This window comes from Cupriavidus sp. GW823-FHT06D04, from assembly GCF_058795055.1.
The window spans coordinates 33,144-55,869 of sequence record NZ_JBXAHL010000005.1 but is presented as its reverse complement, the minus strand read 5'-3'; the positions used below and the strand labels follow the sequence as shown (position 1 = coordinate 55,869).

Below are 22,726 nucleotides of genomic sequence, written 5' to 3'. Positions count from 1 at the left end.
TGCGAACTTATCCTTCGATGATGGGGATGCGGCCCTGGTAGACAGCGCCACCGGAAACCCGCAGGAAATATTGCAAATTGGGGAGCTGGGTAATCAGGCGCACCGGGATCAGGGGCACTTTCTCCAGCTGCCGGGAACGGGACACCGACCCGCTGAATTCGCCCACGTGGGCCTCACTGCCGGTGCTGGTGGTGCTCGACTGGACGATGTTGGTGATGCCGGTTTCGCCCACCTTGTCGGAGAACCACTGCGCCGTGTCGGTGTCTTCCAATCGTAAGATGATCTGGTTGTTGAGGTTCGCCAAAACCTGCAGCATTTTTGCTGCGTTACCGAGTTTGGCCTCTAAATCGGAACGGCTTTGGAAGGCAACAAAGGCCTTGAAGCCCGCCCCGCGCCCCTTATTTAGGATCTGGATCACCTGCTCGTTGATGGCCTCGGCCACCTCGTCGATGATGAGGACGACACCGGGCGGCTTGTCATAGAAGTTGTAGATCGTGCCGGCGACCGATGCGATATCGGACAGGATCATCGAGGCGATGGCCTTGGCGACGATGCTGTTGGACATGGAATCGAGCCCGACGCACAGCACGGCCTTCTGCTTGATGATCTTGTCGATGTCCCAGATCTCGCGGTCATCCTCGAAGTCATCGGCCTTGGGCGCGAGCATCAGGCCGGTCTCGCCGGTGGCCAGCATCTGCAATAGCGGCAGTGCGGAGGCGATGATCCGCATGTAGTGATCACGGTCATGCGTGAACGTCGAGACAAGGCCGTCGATCGATTCGTGACCGCGCCCGACGTTGACGAAGCGCTGCAGGTAGAGCTGCACCATGCCGTCGAGGAGCGTCGCGCCGCTCTTCTGGCCGAGCTTCTGCATGAAGCCGTTGACTTCGTCCTCCCAGTCCGCCATGCCGGATTCGGGGAAGAAACGCTTGAGGCAGCGCTCCAGAAGGCTGTTGATGCCGGACTGCGCATAGTTCAGGATCGAGCGCAGGTTGGGCTTGTCGCCGACATACAGTTCGCCCTTGACCGCCCGGTCAATGAAGAGGAAGGCGAAGTCGCGGAATGGCCCTTCTTCCATCAGTTGGGCGATGCGGCTCGGAATTTCCGAAGGCTGCGACCAGTTCTCCAGCGGGTTCAGGCGGATCGACTCGGAGGGCGCGGCTTGCTTCCAGTACAGAAATTTGCGCCCCGTACGCTCGCATTCCTTCTTGACCCGATCTTTGAGGTCGCGATCATTCTTGGGGTCAATGATGATCAGCACGTCTTCGGCGTTGTGAATCACCTGCGTCGCGATGATCTCGTAGGTACGAGTTTTGCCCGCGCCGGTGGTACCGCCCACGGCCGTATGGCCGCCCAGCGCCTTGTAGTGCAAGGGCACCGGTGCCTTCTTCGGCTCCATGCCGTGGATCCACGACTGGCCTTGTGGGGTGTGGTCGCGAATGCTCTCGGGAGGCGCAAACCGCGCTTCGACGGCCCGTGCAATCTTCGTCGGCAGCCAGCGCGGCAGGCCGGGGATCTCGGAGGCCGGCATCCGCAGAATGTCGTGCGCGATCTGGCAGTGCTTCTGCGTCCATTCGAAGCCGGTGCCGAGGTACATGGCATCGTCGCTTTCGCGCAGCGTGGCGCTCGCGGTGAGCAACCGGTCGATGCGGATCTTGGCGAGCCACTTGGTCGAGATCGCTATGCGAAAGGCCAGCGCCCGCCATACCTGTGTGCCACGTAGCAGAAGCATGCCAACGCAGAGAGCGGCGAAGTAGCCGGCGTGCGGCATCCCTGAGGTGGCGATCAGCATCAGGGCCAGCGCCCAGCCGGCGGCGGCGCGGGCCTCGAACATCGGGCGAAAGTGATTGATGTACTTGACCATAGGTTCAGGCCGGGGTGTTCGGGCGGGGCAGAATCAGCGTGCCAATACGCTCCGCCAGGATCAGGTCAGTGCCCTGCATGGCGTACAGGAGCGAGAGCTTGCGCAGGTTCTCGATCAGCGTGTCGCTGGCGATGCCATAGTTGCCAAGCATCTTCTTGGGCAGTGCGAGCCCCTTCTCGGCCCACACCACCTTGATCTTGCCGGCGGTTACGTCCTGGGCGAGCGCGCGGAAGAACTCGCTCATCATGCGCGAGCCGCCCAGCAGCGCCATGAATGGATCCGCCGCGTCGCGGCGTGCCCGGCCAATGGCGGCGGCATCGATGGCCGCGGGTGCGGGGGTAGCCGGCGCCAGTGGCGTCGCAGTCTCCGCATGAGTGGCGAGAGCCGTGGCCACAACAGGTTCGGCCGGGGCGACGGGGGCCTGGAAAAGCGCCGCTGCACCTGCGGCCGCGCTGGGTGTCGGTGCAACCGGTTCAGGCACCGGTGCGGCCGGTCTGCGCGTGCCGCTGGCCGCCGGTACGCCTGGGGTCGCCGCCGCGGCAAGCTGTTCGGCCGAGGGCGGCACGATGGTATCCGGGGCGAACACCGCGCGCCGCGCCTTCTGTTCGTAGTCGCGGGCCGCGGCAACCGCCTGACGCACGTTCTTGTGCAGTTGTGCTTCGAAGCCGGTGGGCATTGGGGCAGGATTGATCGCGCCAAACAGCTCCGACAACACCGGGCCGTCCAGCCACGACAGCGATTCGGCGCCAAGGATCGAGCGCGCCAGCAGGGCGCTGCGCATGCGCTCCACTGGCAGCGGCGCCTCCAGCCGGATCACGCGGTAGGCATTACCCGCGAGCCAGGTGTGAAAGGCGCCGTGCGCGGCCGGCAGCCACTGCTCGCCCGTATCCTCCCGCACGAAGTGGAAATGCCGGCAGGGCTCGTCGAGCCACGAACAGCACGCGGCCAGAAACAGCGCATACAGATACTGGGGCTCCAAGCGCCGGCGGCGCTCCGACGGCTGGTCTGCGGCGAATTTCTGGCCGCCAGAGAGGCGCATTGCAAAATAGGCCACCTCGACTGTTGCGCGGAACGCGCCACCCGGCTCAGAGTGCTGGTCCGGCTGTAGCGGCATGGTGGAGAACCAGCTTGCACAGGCGCGCAACACGACTAGCCATTTCGCATCAAAGTCAGCAGGGTTGGCCTCGTTGGCATACTGGCGAATCAGAGCAATGCGCTGCTCGTGGGACGCCAGCAGAGTGGACGCATCTTGCGGAAGGTGCTGATTCATCTTCACTTCCCTCACTTTCCGAGCTTCCACGCACCCTTTGCCAGTCCCATTGCTGCGCCGACAGAGACGCCGCCACCAGTACCGAAGAGCGAGCCGGCAAGCTTTGGAATCTCAATCGAGATCAACAGCACCAGGACGGACAGCGAGGCCGCTTTCCATCCCGCGGCAGCCGTGCTGGTACCAATGTCGGCGACCTTCTGGATGGTTTCGCCTGTTGAGGCCGCGACCAGATTCGCGATGATCGCAGCGGTAACCACATACATGGAGGCTGTGGCCATGAAGTCGAACCACGCCCAGAAGTATTTTCGCGTGTACTCCGAGAATCCAAGAGAGACAGCGATCAGGCCGATCGCAAGCCCAACAGCGGCCTGAAGCTGACCGATCATCACGAAGTATGTGTAAACGATGGACGCGGCGGCGGTCAGGGCAAAGGCGATGAGCAGCCCGAGGCAGGAGAAGATTACGTCGAGCTTGTCATACCAGGCGGCTACCCGAAACGCCTTGAAGAAGGAATCGAGGAACTTGCCGGCGGTGTACGCCAACAGCGAGCCGGTGTCGTAGGTCCCTCCACTCATGCTGCGCGCAAGCTGATCGAACCACTTGAAGATTCCAGTGCCGAAGCTATCGAAGCTGAGGTACATCGCGGCGAAGATGCCAAGAACCGTGAGCGATTCAATGAACTCCACCCACGCGCCAACGGGATTGCGATGCGCTGTGAATCGAAAGCCGGCGATCACCAGGGTGAGGACGGTGAGGGCCCACGCGAACTTACCGGCTTCAGGAGCCGTGGTTCGGCTAATGGCGATCCCGCCGTCGAGGAGCCCATCACGCAGTGAAAGCAACTCCCTGACCGTCGAAGACAGAGCCTCTCCCGTTGAACCGGCAGCCGGCGTCAGGGTTGAAGCGATATTCGGAGTCTCGTCGCTCGGTTGTGCCGTCGCTGGCCCAGAAACCAGGGAAAGTGCGGCAAGAATGGCGCACAGCAGAAGCCGCAGGGGCGCGAGGTATGTCATCTCACTTCCCCGACAGGGTGCCGCGGTTGAAGACCTGTTGGCGCAGCTTCTGAAGCTCGTCTGCCTGCTGTCGAGCCAGTTGCTCGGCCGCAGCCGTTTTCTCGGCAGTATCCGCGTTCACCTTCTGGTCTTTCACCGCATCCGCCTGGGTCTTCGCACCGATCAGTTGCAAGAGGTCGGCGTTCTGCCCGGCCATCACGTCCAGCATCTGGTTGGTGAGCTGGGCGGTGGCCTGCGCGGTTTGGTTCATGTTCAGATCCTGCTGCAGATCGCGGCGGCGCTGGGCGAGCTTCTCATTGTTCTTGGTCACGTCCTGACCAAGCCCAAAAAGGCGCTTGGCGGTCTTGTCGCCGGTTTCGAGCAAGGTACGCTGGTCGCGGAACCACTGGTCGGGTGTCTTGCCCGATGACGCCACCAGACCCTGTACGTTTGAGAGAAAGTCGGCGTTATTGGCGAGGCTACCGTACAGCTCCTGCATCGCCTGCCCGTAGCGCTGGTGCTTCTGAATGTCTTCCTGGATGCCCATAGCCTGCGTGGCCATGGCGACGGAATCCAGTCCCACCGCCTGCTGGAGCTGATTGAGCATCATCTTGTTCTGGTAGACGATGTTCGTGTTCTCGTAGATCTCGGTCTTGAGCGCCTGGGCGGCGGTCATGGTGTTCTTGATGAAGTTGGCCGCATCGAACACCGGCCAGCCGCTGGCATGGGCCAGGGACGAAGCGGTCAATGCTGCCGAAGCCAGCACGCCTGCGAGGACGTTTTTCATGGGAAGGTTCCTGAGTGTGTGATGGGGAACTCGGGGCGCTATCTACTAGCCGCGCGTCAGCACTTCGCGCACGTACCGGTCTTGCCAGTCCGGTAGCCCGGACGCGTGGTGGCGGTCGAGCACTTCCTGCGCATAGCCGTCGGAGCGCAGCATCGCGACCATTTCCTTGCTGAACGCTGTCTGCAGCATTCGGCTCTGGGTCTTGGTGGTCCAGTAGTAGTCGCGGTTGGGCACCGCCTCGGTAATCATCTTCACTTGATCGAGCGTGAGGCCGAACACATCGCAGTACAGCTCCTTGCTCGTAATGGCTTGGCTGTTGGGCAGGTAGATGATGTTGGCGATGTTGTCCTTTAGGATCTCGAAGTCCGCCACCCGGGCAACCTGCTGGAGTGACTGCGTCGCCATCCAGATCGCGCCGTTGAGCTTTCGGATAGTCACAATCCACGTTTCCAGTCGGGCGTAGAACCGCGGGTTGGTGAAGAAGAAGCCAGCTTCCTCCACCTCGATGATGGTGTAGCGGGTTCCCATGGACTGGCTAATGCGGTAGAACGCATAGTCCATGAAGAGGGCCGCAGCGCGCGGGAAATTGGTGAACAGGTCGCCCATCTCGATCGACAGGTCGTCGCTCACCTCGAAGGCATCCTCGACGTGGTCGAAGAAGTGGCCATATTGCCCGCCCTTCACCCAGATCTGCAGGCGCTCACGCAGCGTGGCGTGCAGTTGCGTGCAGAGGTTGGACAGCGTCCACCGCTCGCGCGGAAAGCGCGCGAGGATCTGCACGGCCTGAAAGAGGTCGGTGCGCTGCTGCGGCGTGCAACGGAAGTTATCGTCCTCGATCGCTAGCACCAACCAGTCCGTGACGTACGCGAAGTTGGCGGCATCCGTGAGCAAGGACAGCGGATTGGTCTGCGTGGCCGCCTGGAAGCGCCCGGTCACATCGACAAACTTGCCACCGGCGAGCAGCGTAGGGATTCGGGTCGAGCGGTCTTTGTCGAAGCGGATGCGGCGCGCGCGCTGGCGGCTCGCCTGCGCGACAAGGAAGTTGAGCATGACCGACTTGCCGGCCCCGATGGGGCCGAGCACCAGCAGGTGGCCATTGCCGCCCGGCTGGTGCATGTCCACGCGTTGCGCGGTACGGTGGCGGGTTGGCAGGTAAGTGAGCGGCGGGGTCTCCACGCCAGACAGGTTGGTGAGCCAGTTGTTGCGGGTCGGCCCGGGGCGCACCGAACGCAGCGGGGCAATGTCGGACACCGCCGGCGTTTCGACGAATTGGAGGCGGCGCTGCTTGTCCCAACGGCCAGGCAGGGTGCTGTTCCAGGCCGGCAGCAGGTTGGCCTTCTCCCGGATCGGGCCGAAACCCGCGTTGGTGATGGCACCCACCACCTCGCTCACGGCATCCTCGCATTCGGCCTTGGTGTCGCCGTAGACGATCACCGAAATATTGACGAAGCCGTGCTGCTGCCCCTCGGCGGTCAGGCGGCGCAGCGCGTCGCCTGCTTCGGCTGCCAGTTGCTCGCGGCCTTCGTCGTTCTGCGTTTCCTCCTTGGCCGCCATCTGCTTGACGATCGACCAGAGGTTGAAGCTCGCCATCTTGTAGAAACGGCGGATCTTCTCGATGTAGTGGGTGGCCTTGTGGGTGTCGAGGAATCGATAGAGGATGCAGATGTCCAGTTCCGCGTCGATCTGCGTGAGCACGTCGAGCGCGGCTTCCTGAAAGCCCATCCATTCCTTGATGGCCACCACGGCGGCGAAGCGTTTGCCGTGGGCCGATTCGAAGAACAGCTTGTCGGCGCCGCTGGTCACTTCCGACTCGGTGAGATGCGTATCCAGCAGCGTGACGGGAAAGCGGACGCGGCGCGGCGGCACGGTCGGATTGGCCGTCTGATGCAGCGCAGCCAGGCTGTCCTGCATCGACAGGCGGGTGAGGCCGAGCTTGCTCACACCACCCGTGAAGGCGTCCAGCATCGACTCGAAGCGCTTGGCGTCGGCCTCGGTGCGTTGCAAGTCGAAGGCGAAGGCATTGCGGGCCAGCAGCACGTCCTTGGCGGTTTCGAAGGCGGCGATGGCGAAGTTCTTGCCACCGACCGTCATGTGATAGGCCATGCGCTCGAACACCTTGTCGATGCCGTTCTCCGGCGTGTAGGCAAGCGCGAGCGAATGCGAGTTGCGGAAGTACTTGCCGCTGGTCATGTGCTGCCGATTGAGCGCATCGAGCCGGGCGTCGGACGCGGCGGGGAAGGTGCCGCCGATGTAGTCGCGGGTGCGCCGGTGGCGTAGCCGCCACCATGCGGTCACACGGCTGTCGAAGCTGCGGCAGGCCTGATCGAGCTGGTCGCGGGCGGCCGACACGTCCAGCGTGTTGGGGCTGTCTGCGTCGATGCCATCGAAGTCAAAGGTCGCCAGCAGCGAGCCATCCTTGTTTAGCACCAGGTCGGGGGTAACCAGCGTCATCCACGGTGCAATTTCCTGCATGGGGCGGCGTTTCAGCATGGCAGATCGCTATCAAAGCCGTAGGGGCGGCGAAAGCGGGGGCTGAATTTGCCGTGCCACGGGGCCGACTCGTAGACGTCGCCGTAGTGGTTGTAGACGTTCAGCACGAGGTTCCACCATGGGTCGCTGGTGGTGAGCCAGCGCAGGAACAAGTGGACACACAGGCCAAGCAGGAAGAACCCGGCCACCGTCCAGAAGCCGCCCGTGTAGGTGGCATAGCACAGCAGGGCGGTGATGGTTCCGTTGGCGATGGCGAGCCCGCGCACAGCGCCGCCGAGCATGCGCGGCAGAGAGAGCGAGCGGCTGACGGCGTGCTGGCGCATGATCAGCAGTACTGAGTCAGGCCAAGGTTTTTGGCGATCGGAATGGCGGCAGCCGCGAGCCCGATGCCGACGATGGCCGTCATGACGACCTTTACGATGGTCGACTCGGAGTTGGCGATACCAATTGCGCCCAGAATGATGACCACCACGCCGATCACGAAAATGATGGGGCCGCTCACCAGTGCCTGGATCGAGCAGATCATATTGGTCAGGCCGCTGAAGATCCCGAGGTCGGCTGCCATGGCGCTCTGCGCGCACAGCATCAGTGCCGCGCCCATTACCAAGGCTGTGTGTTGGGAACGGGTCACGGTAGTGTTGGACGGCATCCCCGGTTGCGGGTTGGATCGAAGCATGGTGTGGCGAACTCCCAGTTAGAAAACGCGATTGACGACGTAGTCGTTGTTCTTGAAGCCCTGGATCTCCAGGATTTCCGACACGTGCCGCATCTCGCCGGTACGACGCAGGTGCAGCACGTAGTGGAAGCATTCGGCGATGAGCTTGCGCATGTCATCCAGCTCCCAACGGGAGCCGGCGGGGATGCCGAGCATCGCCAGACTTTCGAGCCGCGACAGGGCGGAGCGGGCGTTGTTGGCGTGTAGCGACGCCATGCCGCCATCGTGGCCGGTGTTGAGCGCCTGCAGCAGGTCGTACGCCTCGCCGCCACGCACTTCGCCAACGAGAATCCGGTCGGGGCGAAAGCGCAGGGACAGGGCGACCAGTTGTTGCGTGGTCACGCGGGTGTCAGCGTTGGACAACAGGCGGACCTTGTTGGGCACCGTCATCTTCAGTTCCATCGTGTCTTCGATGGACAGCACGCGGTCGCTGTGGGGGATCTCGGCCACCAGCGCGTTTAGGAGGGTGGTCTTGCCCGAGGACGTGCCCCCGGCGACGAGGATGTTCTTGCGCTGCACGACCAGTTGGGTGAGCGCTGCCTTTAGCGGTTCATCCTCCACTGGGCCGTCAAAGATCGGTTTGTCGTCGGCGGTGTTGCGGGCCACTCGGGCAGAGAACGCGCCCATCTCGACGTAGTCGGAAAGGGAGAGGTTCTGCTCGCGGTGTCGGCGGATACTGAGCGCGTTTCCGTCGATGGCGGTGGGCTGCATCACGGCGGCAATCCGCATGCCCTGGTAGCCGGCGTTGATGATGCCTTGGTCGGTGCCGCGCACCGCGGACTTCTGCACCGAGGCGGCGAGTGCACGCACTGCACCTTCGAGCATGGCCGGATCGAGCCGGATATCGAGTTTGAGCAACTCGCCGTGGCGCTCAATCCAGACGCTATCAGCGTGGTTGATCATGACCTCGGCAACGTCCGGCACTTCGACATAGGGCTTGATCGGGCCAAGAGCCTCGAAGAACATTGCGACCGCGCTCGCTTCGAGCTGGTCGAATTGCAGGGGGGAGGAGGCGGCAGGTGCAGACATGCCGCTATTGTTCTCGTTCAGCGTCTGCGTGTGCGGCCGAAAGCTATGCGATTTTCGTGAGCTTTCTACGGGGTGGCAAAGTGACGTTGCGCCTATTCGTGAACTGGAAGTTCTCGGCCAGACAGTCTGACCCGATGCGAAATGGCGAGATGAAACGGAGTATCCGGGCGCAGTCCAACCGGTTGGACTGGGATTCTGGGAAAGACGATACAAATGTGTGAGCTTTCTCAGGATTGGCCGGCGGCTAGTTCGGAAGCTTCTCGACCCACGGCGCTGTGTCACTGCGAAAGCTCCCGAGCATCCACGTGCAGGGCTGCGGTCGAAGAACCTGCTTCGTGGGTTGCTATGGTTGAGCGGCACACCAGACTCGCGAGCCGTGGCGCAGATGGAAGGTGCGTTGCGGCACTGTTGCACTCACAGTAGCGTGGGATTCGCGGAAAGCTGTCAATAATCGTATAGCTTTCACATCTCAACCTGGCCTGATTCACTGGTTCAATTAGCGGCATCCAAACGGGTGCCGTATGCCACTGTTCTCACGCCGCAACGATTCCAAGAAGGTCCTCTCGCCAGCGCCCGGCATGTATGCGGGTGAGGACGTCACGCTGTTCCTGTTCGACCGCACGGCGCGCGTGCTGGTCGAGCGCAATCACTGGAAGCTGGCAACGCTCGTCGCAGCGCTGGTGGCCGTAGCGGCTGTGATGACGCGCCAGCCGCCCGAACCAGTCGTGCGCGTGGTGGGGGTGTCGGCCGACGCCAACGGCAAGCCGGTGGCGCGAGAGCTGGAGGCCTACCAGCCAAAGGCGTTGGAAATCCAGGTTGCCTTCAAGGACGTGGTGATGCGCATGTTCACCATCGAGCCGGTGCTCACCGCCGAGATCGAAGACTCGCGCATCTTCCAGAACATCAACAGCGTCAAGAAGCAGATGGTGGGCGCCGCGCGCAAGCAGTTCGAAGACTGGCTGTCCGAAGATGCGCCGTTCCGCGCCATCGCGCAGAGCCCGTCGCTGGTGCGCGAAGTGCAGGTCACCAACATCGCCCTGCTGCCGGACAACACGGTTGCGGTGGAGTTTGTCACCGCAACCCGCGATGAAGGGGCGAAGCCGCGCAAGCAGCGCTACGCCATGACCTTCCGCTACCAGATCGATCCCCCGAAGAGCGACGCGGCACTGACCGCCAACCCATTTGGCATCTACCCCGTGTTCTTCAGCATCCAGAAGTCTGCCGCCTGAGTCGGCCACCTACGCCATGTCCCAATCCCTGCGTTCCCGTTTTTCCGTCGTTGGCCTGACTGCGGCCATGTGCCTGATGCTGTCGGCGGGCCCCGGCTTTTCGGCCGACAAGCCATCGCGCAAGGCGCCGCTGCCCGCACTGGGGATCGGCGACATGGCCGACGCCATGAATCCGATGAACCCGTTCAACGGCGGGGTCGAGCCGGTAGCCTTGCCCAGCGACTCACGCCTGGTGGTGTTCCCCTACAGCGCCGATCAGATTTTCCGCGTGCTGACCGCACCGTTGAAGGTGACCACCATTGAGTTCGCACCCGACGAACAGATTGTGGGCGATCCCGCGTGGGGCGAGAACATCCGCTGGAGCTTCGAGACGGACGGCGCAAACCACCTTTATGTGAAGCCGAGTGGACCCGGGCTGGTCAATACGCTGTCGGTCAATACCAACAAGCGCAGCTACGAATTCACGTTGGTGTCTTCGCCGCTGGGCGGGATCTTCTACCAGAAGGCGCGCTTTCGCGTGCAAGAGCCGTTCGGCGCGAAGGCAAAGGCGCGGGCGGAGCATGGCGCAGGCGCGGCCGAGCGGGAGCCGACAACGTCGGCGCCGGATGCCGTCGCAGTCTCACCGGACAAGCTGAACTTTGACTACCGCGTGGACGGTAGCGCCGCGTTCAAGCCGGAGACGGTGTTCGATGACGGCACCGCCATCTGGATGCGCATCCCCCGCGGCGCGGACTGGCCGGTGGCACTGTACAAGGACGGCAGCGACTTCGTGGTGGCGAACTTCATTCGCCGCGGCGAGTTTCTCGTGATGCAGCGGCTGGCCGACGAGATCGCGCTGCGCTCGGGCGACACGGAAGTCAAAGTGCTACGTGGCAAGCGTCGCTTCCTCGGCCTGTTCTGAGTGAGGCGCACATCGTGAAGCAGCCCGTGACCGACGTATCCGACGCCAAAGAGCATCTGACCAGCGGCAAGGTGCCGCGCAATATCGTCACCACGCTTGGCGTGGTGGCGGCCGTGCTGGTGGGCACGCTTGGGTATTTCTACCAGAGCAACATGGAGTCGGACCTGGCCAAGCAGGCCGAGGAGAAAAAAGCCAAGAAGCTACAAGAGCGCACCAGCACGCCCGACAAGGGCGGATTGGATCAGCTCATTCGCCAGCAGCAGGAGGAAGCGCGCAAACAGGCAGCGTTGCAGGCAGACCAGGCGACCAAGCCGGAGCCGGCCACGGCACCAGTGATGACCGCAAAGGATTTCGTGCAACCCGCGACAGCCGCTGGCGCGTCTGCCGGCGAACTGAAGCAGGCGAACGATCTGGATACCGTCATGACCTCGCCGATCTTCAAATCGGACGGCAAGGCCATGCGGCGCGACGTTAAGCGCCAGCCGGACCTCTCCGGCGTGGTCGATCCCGCGCAGATGCGCGCCCAGCAGCAGGCCGCAGTGGCCGGCATAAATGGGGCGGGTGGCGTGGGTGGCGCTGGCGGCACGCCTGGCATGGGTGAGGGCGGTGACGCATCGAGCGACACGCAATTCCTGCGCGGCGCGGCGGGCACGAGCTTTACCCGTACCGGGTTCGCCGGCAAGCTCGCGCCGTGCACGGTGAGCCAGGGCTTCGTGATTCCCGCCACATTCGTCGGTGGCCTCAATTCGGACAAGCCGGGCGAGTTCCGCGCGACCGTTACCAACGATGTGTACGACACGGTGAATGGCACGTGCAAGGCGATCCCGGCCGGCGCCACCCTGGTTGGCACGTACAGCAGCGACATTGCCATAGGGCAGGAGCGCATCCTCGCCGCGTTCGTGCGCATGCAGTTGCCCAATGGCAAGTGGGTACCGCTGTTAGGCATGGGCGGCGCCGACCCCAATGGCCACGCGGGTATCAGTGGCGACGTCAACAACCATTTCTTCAAGATCTTTGCCGGCGCATTGATCATTGGCGTGCTCGAGCATCGCTTTAACGATACCGCCACCGCCACAACGGTCGGCCCAAATGGCCTGACCACCTACGGCAATACGGCGGGGCAGGTCGCTGCGCAGACCGCGCAGACAATCCTGAACCGCAACCAGAACATTCGCCCGACCATCACCACCAAGCCCGGCCAGAAGCTGCTGGTGCAGGTGAAACACGACATCGTGCTGGAGCCCTATCGTGACTAAGGGGGGGACTAAGTATGCTGTCGCAATCCTGCTGGCACTCGCCGTGGGTGTCGCGGGCGCGCAGACCATCGAAGCGATGGTGAGCCCCACGGCGCTGGTCGTGCGTGACGCGGCGGGTGCGCGCGTGGTGACGATGCCGGGCAAGCCGGTGCTCTACTGCGGGCTGGACTCATTTCTGGGCTGGTCGGCGCGATGGATTGGCGCGACGCTGCGCACGGAAGCCGGCCAGGCCCCTGCCGTGCTGATGCAAGGGAAAGCTGTGCCGCTCGCCGCGCTCTTGGCACGCGACGGCTGGCTGCGCCCGGAACGCCTGGACGATGGCGCACAGGTGGCGCTGGTCGAGCGACGCGGTGGCTGGGCCTGCGCGGCCAAGACCGAGGCCTTCACGCAGATGAGCCAGAAGGTCGAACCCCGCATTCTGGCGGGCATCGCCATGAACGAATCGGCCTATCGCGGCCGTCCATGGCCGTGGACGCTCAACGTTGCCGGCCGCGGCATGTTCTTCGCCACCCGCGAGGATGCGCACGCGACGATTGAACAGCTCCTGGCCGCCAAGCGCTGCGACTTCGACGTCGGAATCATGCAGATCAACTGGTGCTACCACGGCAAGCGCTTCGCGTCGGCGTGGGATGCGCTGAGCCCCGCGACCAATATCCGCGCAGCCGAAGCGATTCTCACGGAAAACCTGCAGCGCAGCGGCTCCCCAATGAAGGCGGTGGCCTGGTACCACAGCGCCGATCCGGCGCGCGGCGGGCCGTACTTCGCCCGATTCATGACTCACTTTCAGCAACTGAAGGCCCCTCAACCATGAAGAAGCCGCTTCTGAGCTCCGTGCTGGCCCTGGCGGTGAGCGGCGCTGCCGTCGCGGCGGATACCGACCCGCTCGATTTTGACTATCAGGTGGTGGCGCGCGCCAGCGAGCGCCCGGCGCTGATCTTCAACGATGGTCAGTCCACCTATATCCAGCCGCGAGCCGGGCAGCCCGTGACGGCCGATGGCGCGCAGCAAAACGGCCCGTATTGGGTCATCGACGGCGTGCCGGACGTGGTGCGCTACAGCGTGAACGGCCAAAGCGTCGTAGCTCGCTGGAAGCGCGCCAACGGGTTCACCGGCGAACCGGCCAATCCGGTGGGCGACCTGCCGGGGAGCCTCGCCGGCTTCTCGGGACGCATCGCCTTGATTGGTCAGCATCGCGACCTCGCGCTGGTGCGCGCCGGGCGGTCGGTGATGCCACTGGCCGCGATGGTGAAGTCGCTCGCACCGGCCGGTTGGTCGGGCTCGGCACAGAAGGACATTGCGCTCACCGAAGACGTATCGCTGCAAAGCGCCGCCGGGGAGAACTGGCTGCAGGCGCTTGGGCGGGTACTCGAGCAACGCAACCTGTACGCCGAAGTGGAATTCGAGCGCCGGCACGTCGCCCTGCGCGCCACCGCGCCCAAGGCATTTGCGGTGGATAGCCGCCGCGGCGCCGATGCTCCGGCCGCCTCGTTGCTGGCCGTGACCGCACCGGTGGCCGCCGAATTGGCACCGACGTCCGTCCGGCCATCGGCTACGGCTGCGTCCGCCACAGTCCCTGCCGCGGCGCCAGCACCGGCCGCTGGCGCTGCCGCCGAGCCGTTGACGCTCGCCAATGCCTTCGACGCCAATGCGATCCGCGATACCAAGGCGGGCCGCATCGAGATTCGCTTCTTCCAGAAGCCGGGGGACCTGCTGTTCCAGGATGCGGCGGGGAAGCGGCTCTCCACCGAGTGGCGCGATGAGGACAAGACGCTATCGCTGGCCACCGTGGACCGCTTCACCGTGCGCGGCGGCGGCAAGGCCGTGGAAGTGGCCCGCGTGCCGGGCATTCACTACCTCTTTGCGCAACAGAACGAGGCGGGTCTCTCGCGCGTGTTCGAGAAGGATGGCGCGACTTATCTGAGCTTTGACAAGTCGATGGGCAGCATTTCAGTCTTCGACGAGAGCCGGCGCGGCACTGGCGAGCACAAGGATCGCTACTACAAGTTCAACGGCATATCGGCGCATCTGACGGTCGTGGCCGATGGCAATGTAGTGCAGGTTGATCGTGTGCCGGAAGTGCGCTTCTACGAACGGGCGGTGACCCAATGATCCAGCGCTTTGCGACCGGTGTCGTCGCCCTCACGCTGTGCGCAGCCACCTCGGCGCTCGTGAGCGGTAACGCCCATGCCGATTGCATGGACGACGCCGCGGCCTATCACCAGCTCAGCGCCTTGCTGCTGCGGACTATCGCCCGACATGAGTCGGGCATGCGCGCCAATGCGGTCAACCGCAACACTAATGGCACCGAGGATATTGGCCTCATGCAGATCAATTCGGTGCATCTGCCGCGCTTGGCCCGCTACGGCATCACGCGCGCCAAGCTCTTCGAGCCGTGTGTGAGCGCCTATGTGGGCGCATGGATCCTGCGCGACTGCCTAGACCGCGTCGGCGCGACCTGGGCGGGTGTGGGTTGCTACAACGCCGGCGCCCACGACAAGCGGATGCGCTACGCGAACCGCATCTACCAGACCCTGCTCAGCACGCAGCCAAAGTAACGACAAGCATCCCGATTCCAGATACGACACATGTTCCAGCCTCTTTCTCCTGCCCGGTTGAGCCGGACCCTCTTCGCGGCGAGCGCTCTGTCCCTGTGTGCCGTGGCGCATGCCGCTGTCCCTGCCAGCACTTCGGCCAGCACCTCGCCGTTTGGCGTTGATGCGGGGGGCCATTTCGAGCCGACCGCGCCGCTGGCAGGTGCCGGCTGGCAGCTGCTTGCCGCCAATACCAGGCGTGCCGCTGACAAGCCCGCCTCGACACCGCCATCCATGGTGACTGCGAAGCCGGCCACCGAGCTTGCGGCCGCGCCTGTCCCGGCCACCCAGGTTGCCACCGTCGCCGCCACGATCCCGGCCGCCACCCCCGCGCTGCCCGCCGCGTCGAACACGTGGGCGGTGTCGCCGGTCGACGGAAATTTCCGCCAGTTGATCGAAGCCTGGGCGTCGCGCGCCGGCTGGAGCGCTGCGCCGTGGGAGCTGGAAAAGGACGTACCGATCGTTGGCAGCGAGGTGTTCGATGGCAACTTCAAGGCCGCCGTGCGCCGCGTGCTGTCTTCCACCGAGATGACGGACTACATCATCAAGCCGTGCTTCTACTCCAACAACGTCGTCCGGGTCGTGAAGCTGACCACGAAGTGCGACCTCAGCCAGTGAGCCGATATCCCATGAAATTGACCCGACTCTTTTGCCCGACCGCTGGTGCTGTGCTGGTGTGCTCGACCCTGGCCGGTTGCGTGTCGCCACAGCTGCAGCGGGACACACGCCAGGCCGCCGACGACGCACGCGCCGAACAGATGGCCCGCACCGAGAGCCTGTACGCACAGATGCGCCGCGATCGCACTGCTGTCGAAGCTGAACAGGAAGTCTTGAAGCCGTACCTCGTTGGGAAGCCCGTGCCAACTGCCCGCAACGTAACCCTGCCGGTCGCGCTGCGCAACAATGTCGATACCTGGATCATGTTCCCCGAGCGCGTGATGCCGCTGGCCGTCGCTGCGCAGCGCATCACGATGGCGACCGGTATCCCAGTCAAGATCGAGTCCGACGTGTATCTGCCTGCCAATCTGCTGATGCCGCGCAGCCTGATGACGCAGGCGGGCGGCCAGTTGCGCAGTCAGAGCCAGAACGGCGCCGCAGGCGCCCATCCGCTTACTGCGATGGGCCTGGGCCCAGCGCCGGCCACGAACGGCCCGCTGCCCGGGGCGCTGCTTGCCGGCGGCGCGAGCCCGGCTGCCGCCAATCAGGCCACTCCGCTGATTGAGACGGCGCTCAACGTCGAGTTCAAGAACAGCGAGAAGATGCCGCTGGCGAATATGCTCGACCTGATTGCGACGCGCCTGGGGATCAATTGGGAGTACAACGCCGCCAAGGGCGTGATTCGCTTCTACCGGCTCACCACCAAGATGTGGCAGCTGCCGATGAAGGCGGGTACCAGTTCGTTCACCACCGAGTTCAAGCAGAGCGCACAGGGCAGCAGCAACGCCAACGTGGGCGGCGGCGGGCAGGCCACGCAGATAGATGCAGCCGTGAAGTCCGAGGCCAAGGAGCTGGACGACATGGACGGCATCCGCAAGAGCATCGAGCCTGCACTGACCATGGTCGGCCGCGCCGAGCTGAACCCGGCCACCGGTATCCTGACCCTCAAGGACACCAAGGAAGCGGTCGAGGCGGCCGACGAGATCGTACGCAAGCAGATTGCCATCTACTCGCGCATGGTGTACGTGAAGTTCCAGACCATCGACTTTACGGTGACTGACAATGGTGAAGCCGGAGCGGACTGGAACGCGGTGCTCACCAAGGCGCTGGAGCACATTCCGAGCTTCACATTCACGGCGCTCTCGCCCGCGTCGCTTGTTTCCTCCAACGCCGGCAGTTTCGGCCTGGGGATCACATCGGGCGGATGGAATGGCACGCAGGCGATCGTCAATGCGCTCAAGCAGTACGGCACGGTCACCACCTCCGTCACGATCCCCATGGCGCTGCGCAATCGCCACGGCGCTCAATACAACAACCGCAGGCAATTCACCTATGTGTCGTCGACGACGCCAGCCTCGACGACGGTCGGGGGCACCGGCGGCATTCCCGGCATCACCACGTCGACCGGCACGGTCGGCTTCAAGCTGACCCTGTTTCCAGACGCGACCACCCGCGACGACGTGAACCTCACGCTCGCCTTTGACCAGTCGGCGCTGGATGGTCCGATCGAGACCTTTACCTCTGGCTCGGGCAGCAACCAGCAGTCGGTGCAGGTGCCGAAGATTGTGGCGAAGGGGATCCCTGCACAGGACCTGATCGTACGCAACGGCCAGACCGTGATTGTGACGGCATTTGATCAGACCGATTCGCAGTTCTCGCACCGCACGCTCGGCGAATACTTGCCGACCATCCTTGGCGGGTCGCTGACTGCCAGCAAGTCGCGCACGTTCACGCTGGTGCTGGCGACCGTGATGGTGCAAGACCAGGGCGAAGCGCAATGATTCTCGACATCCAGGGCAAGAAGCTCGTCTTCGGCATGCAGTGGCGCACGCTGACGGGCAGCGATGCCCCGTCGGCGCTCGCGGCGAACATTGCCCGCGAGGTGCGGGCCGCACGCATCTGGCACGATGACCAGGCGCTGCACATGGGCTATCTGGACACGGCCGACGCCCAGGCGAAGATCAAGGACAAACTGTACTCCGGCGCGGCGGCCATCGCTCGCCTGCCGGAGTTGGTGCCCAATGCGTTGTTCGTGTTCCGGCTGGAAGCACCGGGCCAGGCACCGGTGTACCTGGTCTGCGGCATTGTGAAGGGCCGCCCGCGGGTGGGCTTTGACCAGGTCGTGCGCGACGAGAAGACGCTCGCCCAACTGGCGGCGGACTTCCCGGCCAAGTGCGACGGCGAGTTCAAGTTGGTGGGCAACGCGCCCGAGCTGTTGCCATTGCTGCCGCCGGAACGCCATGTCACGCACGTGCCTTACACGCTGGACATGCTCGTGGCACATGCCGGGCCGGCTGCGCTCCTCAAGAAGCCCCGCGCCACGAGCCAACGAAAGTGGGTCCTTACACTGGCCGTGCTGGCGGCCGCAGCGGCCGTGGGTTGGCCGTATGGCAAGGCTGAGTACGTTGCCTACCAACGCCGTCTGCATCCGCCGCCGCCACAGAAGACACCGGCAGAGCGCTATGCGGACGATCTGGCCGCGCGAGCCGCCGGGCCGGTGGCGCTGGCTCGCGCCGCACTGCCCGCCTGGGCGCAGTGGTTCGCCAACGATGTGCCGATGCAGGTTGGGGGCTGGTCGCTCGCTAGCATCCTGTGCGCGGACGTGGTGACCCCCACGGCCAACTGCACCCTGACCTATGAGATTCGGCAGGGCGCGAAACGCCTCACCAACCAGACCTTCGTGGCCGCGCTGCCGGACGCCTTCGGGGCGCCGGTGTTCCAGGCCAACGACACCAAGGCGGTCGTGAGTGCGCAGGTGCCGGTGGGTGAGGCGCGCAATCTCGGTGCGGTGCTGGAACAGCCGCCGAAGGCGATGGCGCTGCGGGTGGGCTTCGGCTCCCAGTTGCAGACGCTGCGCCCGGTAGCCACCAAGGCGGAGCTGAAGGACCTGTCGATCTTTGGCACGGTGCCGCCCGAAGGGCCGGCCTCGCTCCTTCCCCCGGTGCTGTCGGCCCCGTGGGAGATCTCCGGTCCGCTGCGCAACGTGACCGAGTTCGCGGCTTTCCCGCCGAACGTCACCGTCAAGGCGATCGACCTCATGGTGAATCTGGACGCTGCGCCGGATCTCAAGCAATCGAAATTCATGTTGACGGTCAATGGCGATGCGTTCGCCCGCGACTGATAAGGACTCTCCCATGCGTGCAACCCCGTTCCCGATTCGCGCCGCCGCTGTCGCCGCACTCGCCTTGCTGGTGGCTGGCCTGGCACTCGCCGACGATGACAAGTCCCTCACCCAGAAGCTGATTGATGCCGACGCCAAAGTGGCGCTGCAGAAGCTCCAGCAAGAGCTGGACAAGAATGCGCCGCCCGCCGCGGTGTCGGCCGCTCCGGCTGGTGTGGCAGTCAAGTCCGCGGTCCAGCGCGCTCCGCAGACCATCGCCCTCTATGGCGTGGACGGGCGTGGAGCGGGCGGTGCGATGACGCTGCGCAGCTACGTGCGCTGGGGCGACCAGGTCTACCCGGCCAAGGTGGGCGCCAAATGGCGTGGCTATACCGTGTCGGCCATCACCGAAAACGGTACCACGCTCACGCGCGGCAAGGCCCGTGTATTTGCGCCGGTGGTACAGGAAGATGCGGCAGTGCTGGTGGATATGCTGCAGCCGGGCGGCGCCGGGACTGCACGCTCCGGCCCGCTTCCGACCCAGGGCGCAACTTCAGCGCAAAACACGCCGTCGTTCTTCCCGTTGCCGTCGATGGGCCCGGTGCTGGGCGGCGCCTCCGTGCCCACGCCGCTGCCCACCTTGCCGCCTGCCCTGGTTTCGCCGATGGGTGCGTCGACGGCTTCTGTACCACTTTCGGCCACGGTGGCGCAACACTGAGCGCGGCCATGGGACTCTTCAGCAAACGCGAGAAAGCCGACGGTTTCACGGGCGGCGGCACCGGCGTCACGGTCGTGACAGGCGGCGCGGCAGCGTTCGTGCCCGCGGCGCCCGGCGCACCGTGCGGTCCGGCGGCGGCAACGCCGCTGCCACGGGCTGGCGAAGGCCGCGTCGACGAGATCGCGACGGTCGACGACCTACCGGAGTTTGTGCGGACGCTCTATGACGAACTCGACATGGCGCCGTCGCTGCGCCACGTCATCTGCCCGGTGCTGGTCGAGGCTGCGGCCAGCGCCGACGGCCGGGGCCGGTTCGCCCTGATCCTCACGCGGGATATGGCCAATTCGGACGTCACCGAAGAAATCTTGCGCCAGTTGCGCCTGCGCTTCGACCCGGCTGCGCCCGCTATGTATCTGGCTGCGGCACAGGTGATGGTCGCGCTCTCGCGCGGCAGTGTCGAGCCGACTGGTGGAAGCGACAAACTGGCCGTCGGCGCGGGTCGCCGGCCGGCCAGTGCGCTGTGGCAAAACTTTGATGCGGTCGGCCGCTTCGCGCTGCGCGAGGGGGCTTCTGATTTGCACTGGGAGGTCGAAGACCAGGGCGGCTATTCGCAGGTGCGCCTGGCCATCGACGGCTATCTGGTCGCGCCGCCCGAATTCCGTATGGAGACGGGGGTGATGCTGGATACGCTCTCCCACGTCTGGCAAAAGGGCAAGGGCGGCTCGCAGGGCGTCTTCAGTCGGGTGCTGCCGCAGCAAACCAGCATCCGGGCCAAGATCGACGGCCAGCCGGTGGTGTTCCGCTGGGCCTCGATGCAGAGCGCGATCGGCCACGTGACGGTCATGCGGATGCACCGCGAGGAAGTCGAGACGAAGCGCGTCAACTTCGTGCACGACCTGGGCTACTTCGAGCAACAGGCACAGCTGCTGGACCGCAACACCATGCAACTTGGCGGCGGCACCGTGCTGGTTGGCGTCGTCGGCTCGGGCAAGACCACAACCGCGCACGCGATCATGCAGCGCCTGCCGGCATGGATGAACAAGATGGCGATTGAGGATCCGGTGGAGCTGCTGGCCGAAGGCACGCACCACTTCTCGGTGTCGCGCACGCTGGACGGCACAAACCGCGACGAGGATCCGTTCATTGCCGCCAAGCGCCAAATCAAGCGGATGAACCCGCATTTCGTGATGGTCGGCGAGATGCGCGACCACGAATCGGCGGGGCTCTTCCGCGACGTGGCCGGCGCCGGCCTGCGGGCGCTGACCACGGTTCACGCGCCCAGCGCGCTCACGGCGCCTGACCGGCTCTCGGACGGCGAATTGCGCATCCCGCGAAGCGTGCTCGCCACGCCCGGCTTCGTGAACCTCTACGTCTACCAGGCGCTGCTGCCCAAGACCTGCACCTGCGGCCTGTGCGGCGCGGACATGAAGCGCATGCTTGGCGCCAACAAGCTCAGGCAAATCGAGCGGCTCTTCCAGTTCGATGTGGAAGGCATCCGGCTGCGCAACCCGCAAGGGTGCGACCTGTGCCGCCGGCCCAACCTGCCGGATCTAAACGGGGCACGCGGGCGCACGGTGGTGGCCGAGATGTTTGAACCTGACGAGCTGGACCTGAGCTTCATTCGCGACGCCAAGAACATCGAGCTGGCTGCCTACCAACGCAGCAAACGCAAGTTGGCCTTCGACGTGCCCGACAGCACCGGCAAGACCGTGTTCGAGGTCGCCATGTACAAGGTGTTCGCCGGCATCGTCGATCCGCGCGAAGCGGAGAAGCTCACGTCGCTGGACGCCTATGAGGCCCGGCGTCAACGCGAGCTGGCGCGTGCTTCCAACGCGATGGGGATTCACGCATGACGCAGAACTTGATCAAACGCTTTGCTGGCCTGTTCTCGCGCAAGGTGGGCACGCCCGCCCTGCGCGCCGGCGACCGTGTGTTTGCCGACAAGCTGTTCTGGGCCAAGTACCGGTTCCTCGGCATGAGGGCCACGTATTACTACGACCTCGCCAAGCGCATTCAGCACATGCCCGGCGAGCCGATCGCGAATCATTTCGCCAAGGACGCGGCCCGTCGTGCCGGCGAGCCGTTGGGAATCCTGGCCGCGCACTGGCTCTCGCGCTCCGAGGGCATCGACGGTCAGATGCAACGTTCGCGCCTGACCGAAATCTTCCGGGGCACCGTGCCCGACGAGGACATCCCGATCCTGGCCGTGGCCGAAGACGGCGGCGACATTCGTGAAGGCCTGGAAACGCTGGCACGCAACCTGGCCGCACTCGGCGAGGCGCGGGCGGGGATCGCACTGACCCTCGCGGGCGTAGCGATGACATTGGTCATCCTGCACGCGTATCTGGCGGCCATGGCCTTCCTCGTTGGGCCCAAGGTCGATGAGTCGTTCCGCAGCATGCTGGACGTGAGCCAATACGGGCCGATCGGCAAGACCTTCCACAACACCACGACCTTCCTGCGGCACTGGGGCTGGATGGTCGTCCTCCTCGAAGTCGGAGCCTGCGTGTGGGTGTTGCGGGCGCTCAAGAGCTATGTCGGCCGCCATCGCGCTTGGCTGGATCGGAAAGTGTTGGTGTTCGACTTCTTCCGTCGCTTCCAAAGTGCCCAGTTCCTGGCGGGGCTGTCGGCCGTCACGAAGCGCTTCGGGGGCGATCTGCGCAGCCTGTCGGACGGCCTTACGTTGATGCGAGCCAACGCCTACCCGTACCTGTCACACCACATCGAGCGCATGGAGCTGAACCTCGAATACAACCCCAACGAGGGCGGCAAGGTGTTCGACACGGGACTCTTTGACCGCGACACGAGCTACCGGATTCAGGACATTGCAGAGTACGAGAGCGACCTCTCCAAGATGCTGCATACCGTCGCCGATGACCTGCTGGTGACGACGCCCAAGCTGATGCTACAGCGCGCCGCGCAGTTCAATCGTCGCGCGACGATCGTGCTCATCATCCTGATCACCGGCCTGGCCTTCATGCCTGCCTTCATGGCGCAGGAAATGAAGGTGCGCACTCAACTGGCTGGCATGGCCGGCAAGCGGCCGGCGCAGGCGGCACCGTCTACGCAACCCTGACGTCCATTCCACCCAATCCTGACAACCCCGTATTACTACGATACCTCCTGG

The 22,726-nt window shown here is 64.4% G+C and carries 20 protein-coding genes; 12 read left to right on the top strand and 8 right to left on the bottom strand.

Translation table 11 applies throughout. The annotated features are described in order from the left end of the window. Positions 1-7: 7 nt before the first annotated feature. The 8 genes from traD to AC1Q7H_RS09680 are packed head-to-tail and all read right to left on the bottom strand — an operon-like array spanning position 8 to position 9,147. On the bottom strand, positions 8-1,864 hold the full coding sequence (gene traD, locus AC1Q7H_RS09715; protein ID WP_492381182.1) for a conjugative transfer system coupling protein TraD: 1,857 nt from the start codon (positions 1,862-1,864) through the stop codon (positions 8-10). Positions 1,865-1,868: 4 nt separating this feature from the next. Beyond that, on the bottom strand, positions 1,869-3,134 hold the full coding sequence (locus AC1Q7H_RS09710) for a TraI domain-containing protein (RefSeq protein WP_492381181.1): 1,266 nt from the start codon (positions 3,132-3,134) through the stop codon (positions 1,869-1,871). A gap of 11 nt (positions 3,135-3,145) precedes the next feature. Beyond that, positions 3,146-4,147: a type IV secretion system protein gene (locus AC1Q7H_RS09705; RefSeq protein ID WP_492381180.1), complete on the bottom strand. Its 1,002-nt coding sequence runs from the start codon at positions 4,145-4,147 to the stop codon at positions 3,146-3,148. Between the two features lies 1 nt (position 4,148). After that, positions 4,149-4,913 (bottom strand): conjugal transfer protein TrbJ, encoded by a 765-nt coding sequence (locus AC1Q7H_RS09700; RefSeq protein WP_492381179.1) that lies wholly within the window; start codon positions 4,911-4,913, stop codon positions 4,149-4,151. 45 nt (positions 4,914-4,958) lie between these two features. Beyond that, complete coding sequence (locus AC1Q7H_RS09695) at positions 4,959-7,403, bottom strand: VirB4 family type IV secretion system protein (RefSeq protein WP_492381178.1); 2,445 nt, start codon at positions 7,401-7,403, stop codon at positions 4,959-4,961. Further along, positions 7,397-7,726: a protein TrbD gene (locus tag AC1Q7H_RS09690; protein ID WP_013954473.1), complete on the bottom strand. Its 330-nt coding sequence runs from the start codon at positions 7,724-7,726 to the stop codon at positions 7,397-7,399. The genes AC1Q7H_RS09695 and AC1Q7H_RS09690 overlap by 7 nt, the downstream gene beginning before the upstream one ends. A gap of 2 nt (positions 7,727-7,728) precedes the next feature. After that, the gene (locus AC1Q7H_RS09685; protein ID WP_276522664.1) at positions 7,729-8,052 is read right to left on the bottom strand and encodes a TrbC/VirB2 family protein; all 324 of its coding nucleotides are present in this window, start codon (positions 8,050-8,052) and stop codon (positions 7,729-7,731) included. Between the two features lie 45 nt (positions 8,053-8,097). Next, on the bottom strand, positions 8,098-9,147 hold the full coding sequence (locus tag AC1Q7H_RS09680; RefSeq protein ID WP_492381177.1) for a TadA family conjugal transfer-associated ATPase: 1,050 nt from the start codon (positions 9,145-9,147) through the stop codon (positions 8,098-8,100). A gap of 521 nt (positions 9,148-9,668) precedes the next feature. On the opposite strand from AC1Q7H_RS09680, the gene AC1Q7H_RS09675 reads away from it, so the two are divergent. The 12 genes from AC1Q7H_RS09675 to AC1Q7H_RS09620 all read left to right on the top strand — a co-directional run bounded on the left by AC1Q7H_RS09675 (position 9,669) and on the right by AC1Q7H_RS09620 (position 22,675). Next, positions 9,669-10,376 (top strand): VirB8 family type IV secretion system protein, encoded by a 708-nt coding sequence (locus AC1Q7H_RS09675; protein WP_211982679.1) that lies wholly within the window; start codon positions 9,669-9,671, stop codon positions 10,374-10,376. A 16-nt stretch (positions 10,377-10,392) separates the two neighbouring features. After that, entirely contained in the window at positions 10,393-11,277 is an 885-nt protein-coding gene (locus AC1Q7H_RS09670; protein WP_153956134.1) for a TrbG/VirB9 family P-type conjugative transfer protein, read from the top strand. A 14-nt stretch (positions 11,278-11,291) separates the two neighbouring features. Continuing rightward, on the top strand, positions 11,292-12,533 hold the full coding sequence (locus AC1Q7H_RS09665) for a TraB/TrbI/VirB10 family type IV secretion system protein (RefSeq protein WP_492381176.1): 1,242 nt from the start codon (positions 11,292-11,294) through the stop codon (positions 12,531-12,533). 76 nt (positions 12,534-12,609) lie between these two features. After that, the gene (locus AC1Q7H_RS09660) at positions 12,610-13,344 is read left to right on the top strand and encodes a transglycosylase SLT domain-containing protein (RefSeq protein WP_228772671.1); all 735 of its coding nucleotides are present in this window, start codon (positions 12,610-12,612) and stop codon (positions 13,342-13,344) included. Further along, a complete protein-coding gene (locus AC1Q7H_RS09655) occupies positions 13,341-14,642 on the top strand; it encodes a TrbG/VirB9 family P-type conjugative transfer protein (protein WP_492381175.1) in 1,302 nt (433 codons plus the stop codon). Before AC1Q7H_RS09660 ends, AC1Q7H_RS09655 begins: the two co-directional genes overlap by 4 nt. Next, entirely contained in the window at positions 14,639-15,088 is a 450-nt protein-coding gene (locus tag AC1Q7H_RS09650) for a lytic transglycosylase domain-containing protein (RefSeq protein ID WP_153956131.1), read from the top strand. The genes AC1Q7H_RS09655 and AC1Q7H_RS09650 overlap by 4 nt, the downstream gene beginning before the upstream one ends. Before the next feature lie 30 nt (positions 15,089-15,118). After that, entirely contained in the window at positions 15,119-15,742 is a 624-nt protein-coding gene (locus tag AC1Q7H_RS09645; RefSeq protein WP_211982685.1) for a toxin co-regulated pilus biosynthesis Q family protein, read from the top strand. Positions 15,743-15,882: 140 nt separating this feature from the next. Further along, positions 15,883-17,562 (top strand): protein PilN, encoded by a 1,680-nt coding sequence (locus AC1Q7H_RS09640; RefSeq protein ID WP_492381174.1) that lies wholly within the window; start codon positions 15,883-15,885, stop codon positions 17,560-17,562. Further along, positions 17,559-18,902: an ATPase gene (locus tag AC1Q7H_RS09635; protein WP_492381173.1), complete on the top strand. Its 1,344-nt coding sequence runs from the start codon at positions 17,559-17,561 to the stop codon at positions 18,900-18,902. Before AC1Q7H_RS09640 ends, AC1Q7H_RS09635 begins: the two co-directional genes overlap by 4 nt. A 13-nt stretch (positions 18,903-18,915) precedes the next feature. Then, positions 18,916-19,599, top strand: a complete 684-nt coding sequence (locus AC1Q7H_RS09630; protein ID WP_492381172.1) for a hypothetical protein — start codon at positions 18,916-18,918, stop codon at positions 19,597-19,599. An 8-nt stretch (positions 19,600-19,607) separates the two neighbouring features. Then, positions 19,608-21,452: an ATPase, T2SS/T4P/T4SS family gene (locus tag AC1Q7H_RS09625; protein WP_492381171.1), complete on the top strand. Its 1,845-nt coding sequence runs from the start codon at positions 19,608-19,610 to the stop codon at positions 21,450-21,452. Then, positions 21,449-22,675 carry a type II secretion system F family protein gene (locus tag AC1Q7H_RS09620; RefSeq protein ID WP_492381170.1) on the top strand — a complete coding sequence of 409 codons (1,227 nt, stop codon included), beginning with the start codon at positions 21,449-21,451 and terminating at the stop codon, positions 22,673-22,675. Before AC1Q7H_RS09625 ends, AC1Q7H_RS09620 begins: the two co-directional genes overlap by 4 nt. Positions 22,676-22,726: the final 51 nt, after the last annotated feature.